3 protein-coding genes are annotated in these 5,701 nt (G+C 70.8%); all 3 read right to left on the reverse strand.

Annotation, left to right across the window (positions count from 1 at the left end; all coding sequences use genetic code 11):
* Positions 1 to 99: 99 nt before the first annotated feature.
* A complete protein-coding gene (locus BQ8420_RS17020; RefSeq protein WP_087100116.1) occupies positions 100 to 1,920 on the reverse strand; it encodes a hypothetical protein in 1,821 nt (606 codons plus the stop codon).
* 98 nt (positions 1,921 to 2,018) lie between these two features.
* Positions 2,019 to 3,983, reverse strand: a complete 1,965-nt coding sequence (locus tag BQ8420_RS17025) for a serine/threonine-protein kinase (RefSeq protein ID WP_369825513.1) — start codon at positions 3,981 to 3,983, stop codon at positions 2,019 to 2,021.
* The gene (locus BQ8420_RS17030) at positions 3,980 to 5,641 is read right to left on the reverse strand and encodes a serine/threonine-protein kinase (RefSeq protein ID WP_255404880.1); all 1,662 of its coding nucleotides are present in this window, start codon (positions 5,639 to 5,641) and stop codon (positions 3,980 to 3,982) included. The genes BQ8420_RS17025 and BQ8420_RS17030 overlap by 4 nt, the downstream gene beginning before the upstream one ends.
* Positions 5,642 to 5,701 lie beyond the last annotated feature (60 nt).

The following is a 5,701-nucleotide window of genomic DNA, read 5'->3' on the forward strand; positions in this document are numbered from 1 at the left end:
GGGTTCCTCGGCGGGGGTGGGGGATGTGCTCATCGTTTCCTTTCACACTGACAGGGGTGAAGCGGAAGATGCCTTCGCACCGCGTGGCGTCGGGGTCGGTCAGAAGCCGGGGCGTTCGGGCAGGATCTCGTCCTCGGCGGGGACATGGAGGTCGACCGATTCGTCGAAGTGGGCGAACTCCACCCGATAACCGGACTCGTTGGGGAGCCCGGTGTCGGGATCCTCCCCGTCGAGGGCGACGTTCTGGTCGAAGTACAGCGGATAACCGTCCTCGTCGACCCAGAACTCCAGCACGGCCTCCACGTCTCCGTGCTCCCCGTGGTCCTCTTCGATATAGGTGGCCGTGTAACGGTGACCGGTCCGTTCCGTCAGGGCACCGTCTCCGAGGACCTCGGCGGGCAGGTACTCCGTGGGCGCGGTTCCGGTGCCCGCATAGGTCGCGTCGACCGGATCCAGGTAGGCGAACACCGAGTCGAGTGTCCCCTCCCACCGTTCGCGAGGGTGCCCGTACGAGGAGCGCTGCTGCTCCTCGTCTCGGTAGTACTCGCGTTCCGGCACTTCCTCGGGATGGAGCGGTGTGTTGTCGAAGTACACGACCTCCTCCAGGTCCGGCCCGATGGCCATGAGCCCGCCGGTGATCATGTGGATGTCGAGGAGGAGCGCCGGAACGGGTTCTTGAGTCTGGACGTAATGGTGCGCAAGCGTGTCGCCGGGATGACTGTGGTAATTGTGCTCATAGGCGGTGAAGCTGCCCGCTTCCAACGCGAGTTCCTTCGCCTCTGCCGCCACGGCGTCGGCGTCCTCGGGGCTCTCGTCGATGGTCGGTCCGGTGGGCTCGTCCTCGCTTGACTCGGTGGCCCCTTCGGAGTCCTCGGGGCCGTCCTCGTCGGCCGAGGTGGGGTCCGCCGAATCCGCCGATCCCCCGGCCGCGGCGTCGTCCACCTCCGCACCCGGGTCCCACATCAGCCATCCGGAGAGCAGGGCGGCGGCCAACACCCCCGCGGTCGTGCCCACCAGTACGGGGGTGCGGGACCCACGGACCCGACGCGGTTCGGGGACGGTCACCCCGGTCCACGTCTCGGTCAGAAGCTCGGACACTGCCGCGCCCAGGTCGCCTTCGGACCGGCCGGTCAGCTCACGCAGGAGGTGCGGCGCGGTCGGGCGTTCTCCCGGCTCCTCCCTCAACGCTTCGCGGATCAGCGGAGCCAGGGACTCGGGGACGTCTCCCAGGTCGGGTTCGGCGACGGTGTCCCCGGAGGGTTCCCAGCCCGTGGCGGCGAAGCGCACCAGGTTGCCCCAGGCGAACACGTCCGCGTGCCCGGTGGGTTCCGTCCCGTCGCCGCGCTGTTCGGGAGCGGCCCAGCGACGGTCCCCGATCACCTTCCCCACCGCTCGGGCGAGCCCGAAGTCCAGCACCTTGGGGCCTTGCGGGGACAGGACCACCTTGGCCGGGTTCAACCCCAGGTGGGCGCCGTCGAGGGCGTGCCAGGAGCTCAACGCCTCCGCCAGGCCCGCGGCCAGCGCGGTGAGCACGTTCCCGCGCAACGGCCCGTGTTCGGCGACGTGCTCCGCGAGGGTCGGGCCGGGCACGTACTCGGTCGCGAGCCAGGGTCGCGCCGCCTGGACGTCGGAACCCCGGTAGCGAGGGGCGCACACGGCCCGGCCGCGGACGAGCCGGCCGACCTCCGCGGTGAGACGGGCCCTCACGTTCGTGGCGTCGGCGACCTCGGCGAGGACGACACGGACCACCACCGTGCTGCCGTCGGGAGCCACACCGAGCATGGCCTTACCCGTCGCGTCCCGGGCGATCCGGCCGAGCATCCGGTAGGGCCCCACCGATTCCGGATCCTTTCGTCCCAGTGGCGCGACGTCCGGGGGTAGGAGATCACGGTCCAGACGAGGCAGGGGGGCGGTGGACATGGAGCTCTCGCTTCCGAGTCGGGGGATGGGTACTCGTCGGGGACGGAACGGGCTCGGGGCCGGGAGCGGTGCCAGGGCTGGGGCCGGGGCCGGGTTCGTCAGTAGGGCGGAGCGGGAGTGTCCAGGATCTGGGACTCGTCGGGGACCTCGATGGTCACGGGCTCGTCGAAGCTGACCGCGACGACCTCCCAGCCCTCCGCGCCTTCGAACTCACCACTCTCGTCGGAAGCCTGCTCGCGGTAGTGCGCGAACCGCTGGAACCGTCCGTCCTCATCGATCCACAGGTCGAACACGTACTCCCGAGGCGTCGGGGTCTCGTCGAAGTGGCTTTCCTTTGTGAAGGTACCCGTGTAATGGTGAGCCGGCCCGTGCGCGGGCTCGGTGTCGAAGTGGTCCCAGTCCCAGGCGGAATCCGGCTGGGCGGGTTCGACGACCCCCATGTAGTCGGGCTGCGTGTTGGATTCCGGTTCCAACAGCTGGGAGACATACCACAGGAAGGACCACTGCCCGGGGCCGAACTCGGCTGCGTATTCCAATGTGCTCGCGGGCTCCGGATCCCGGCCGTACTGTGCCGGTTCCGGTTCCACATCGGGAGGAGGGGTCATGGTGGTGCGACCCAGACGCTCCACACCCTCCCCGGTCGACAGGTCTCCCCCGAACGCCAGGAACTCGCTATAGGCGGGACCACCGTGGGCACCCTTGTAGAGGACCGGTTGCGGATCCTCCGTGTACCGATGCACCAGGAACTCGCCGTGCGCGTCCGCCGTGGTGGCGCGTTGGTAGGCCTCGAAGCTTCCCACCTCGTTGGCCTGCTCGATCGCCTCGGTGAGCACGACCTCCCATTCCTCGGGGTTCGTTTCGACCGTAGGGGCGGAGTCCGCGTCCTCGCCCTCGGAACCCCTTCCCCCCGCGGCACCGGCGTCCGAGGCGTCCGCGTCCGAAGCGCCGGCCCGGTCGTCCCCCGACGCGGTTTCCGAGCCCATCCCGGGCAGGCCGAGCGCGGGCACCCCGGGGCCCGGCCAGACGAAGACTCCCCCGGCGACCAGTACCAGGGCCAGAGCGGCGGCGCCGGCCGCCGGCCACGCCCACGGACGTCTCCGGCGCACCCGGGAGGCCTCCGGCGCGGAGATCCCCCGCCACTCGGTGGCGAGCAGTCCGGGTACGACCTCGGTGGGATCGGCGGCGGCCACCGGTTCCACGCGGGTGGCGTTCCAGGAACCGGTGAGTTCGGCGAGGAGCTCCGCGGCGGTCGGGCGTTGGCCGGGATCCTTCGACATCGCCCGGCGCACCGGGTCGGCCAGGGGTTCGACCAGCTCGGACAGGTCGGGTTCGTCGTTGCGGACGCGGTAGGACAACACGTCCGCCTGTCCGGTGCCGAAGGGGGCCTTGCCGGTGGCGGCGAACAGCACCAGCCCGCCCCAGGCGAACATGTCGGAGTAGCCGGTCGCCCCCTGCCCCATGTACTGCTCCGGAGCCACCCAGCCGGGGGTTCCCAGCAGTCCACCGGTCGCGGTGAGGGCGGTGCCGTCGGCGGCGCGGGCGATCCCGAAGTCCAACACCTTGGGACCGTCCGGCGCCAGGATCACGTTGCCCGGCTTCAAGTCCCGGTGCACCACCCCGACGGAGTGGATCGCGTTGAGCGCCTCCGCCAGTCCCACGGCCAGCGCGAAGAGCATTCCCCCGGAGAGCGGGCCGTTCTCGCGGACGTACTGGCGCAGGGTCCGGCCCGGCACGTACTCGGTGGCCAGCCAGGGGGTCGCGGCCCGGGTGTCCGCGCCGAGGAACGACGGTGTGCACGTGGCGCGGACCCGGGCCACCAGGTCCACCTCGCGGGCGAATCGTTGCCGGAACTCGGGGTCGGCGGCGAACTGCGGGTGGACCACCTTGACCGCGGCCGGGGAACCGTCCTCGGCCACACCGGCGTAGACGGCGCCCATACCGCCCGCGCCGATGCGTCCCACGACCCGGTACGTGCCGAGGTTCTCCGGGTCGGTCCCGGTGGGGGGTTCCATGCCCTGGGGCAGGCGGTCCTTGGTGAAGGGAGGGTTCGGGTGGGGGATCACTGGTTCTCCATGTCCTCGGTGTAGGCGCAGCTCTCCAGGGGAGCTCCGCCGGTCAGGGTGGTGTCGTGCGGCCCGATGTCGTCCATACCGGGAAAGGTGACGTCCGCATCGGCCCCGGGCGCCGCGACCAGTCCGGAGTAGACGCAGAACCCGCCCGGGTAGTCGATGGCGTCCTGTGCTCGCTCCCTGATCGGCGCGGGCACGTGGTAGACGACCATCACGTTGTAGAACCCCAGTCGGACACGCTCGGTGGGGTTGTCCGGGTCGAGCGTGGCGAGCACACCGCTGTTGCCGACGGGGTCGAAGTCGAGGCTCTCCTGGCCGGGTGTGATGGCGCTGACCCCGACGAACTCACCGCTGTGCACGTTCATGGAGCCGTGGTCGGGGAGGTATTCGAAGTCGACGGTCAGCCCGAAGTCCTGGAACTCGGCGGAGGCGGCGCTGTTGAAGGTCAGTCGTAGCTGGTCCAGTCCCTCGCCCTCTCCGGAGGCGGGTTCGAGGCGGCGGACGAGTACGGGTTCGGTGTCGGAGACGGGTTCGACCACGGTCTCACCGGTCTCGTAGAGGTCGCGGTATTCCTCGGGGGCGTCGTCGGGGACGGCGGCGTTTCCGGCCGTCGCGTTCCCGGCCGTCGATCCGCCCGGCGTGCCCGAGCCGTCGGGGCCCGAGTTCCCCGGTGTTCCCTCGCCGAGCAGGGCGCGCAGCCCGAGCCCCGCGACCAGGACGACGACCATCACCGCCGCGCCCACCCCCACCGCGAGCCGGTTTCGGCGGATCCAACCCCGTTTGGGCGGGGCGATTCGATGCCAGTCCGGATTTCCGGTCGTCAGGGCCGGTACCCCCGCCCAGGTCCGGTTCAGGATGCCCCGGATGTTCGTGGGCGCCTCGGCGCTCGGAGCCGCCGCGTGCAGGGCCCCCATCATCATCCGTTGCAGCTCGGCAGCGGTGGGCCGCTGTTCCGGGCGCTTGTTCAGGGCCCGTTCCAGCACGTGGCGCAGGTGCGCGGGAACCCCGACCAGGGAAGGGGGTGCGGAGAGGATGCGCGAGACGACGACGTCGGAGGTACCGGAACCGAAGGGTCCCTGTCCGGTCGCCGCGTAGGCGACCAGCCCGGCCCAGGAGAAGACGTCGGAGTGCTCGGTGGCCGGGGCGCCCCGGTACTGCTCCGGGGAGATCCACCCCGGTGTGCCCACCAGGCCACCGGTTCGGGTGAGGGCGGTGCCGTCGATGGCGCGGGCGATCCCGAAGTCCAGCACCTTGGGACCGTCCGGCGCGAGGATCACGTTGCCCGGCTTCAGGTCCCGGTGCACCACCCCGGCGGAGTGGATCGCGGCGAGCGCCTCTGCGACACCGAGCCCGAAGGCGATCAGGGAGTCGCCGCGCAACGGGCCGTGGGTGCGCACGAACTCCTGCAGGGTCGGGCCAGGCACGTACTCGGTGGCCAGCCACGGAACCTCGGCCTTGGTGGCCGCGCTGCGGAAGGCGGGGACACAGGCGGCCCGCACCCTGCGGACCAGGTTCACCTCACGGGCGAACCGGGCCCGGAAGTCGGCGTCGGAGGCCAGGACCCGGTGCACGCACTTGACGGCCACCCGCTGGTCCCGGCCGTCCAATCCCGCGTACACCACCCCCATGCCGCCCGTTCCCAGGCGTCCCACCAGGCGGAACGGCCCCAGGTAGCGGCTGTCTCATATACACATCAGACGCTGCCGACGAAT

This window comes from Nocardiopsis sp. JB363, assembly GCF_900143625.1.
Taxonomy (GTDB): domain Bacteria; phylum Actinomycetota; class Actinomycetes; order Streptosporangiales; family Streptosporangiaceae; genus Nocardiopsis.

What these genes read in the sequence shown, in the direction of transcription:
- BQ8420_RS17020 (WP_087100116.1), bottom strand. Translation starts at nt 1,920, where the DNA reads ATGTCCACCGCCCCCCTGCCTCGTCTGGACCGTGATCTCCTACCCCCG.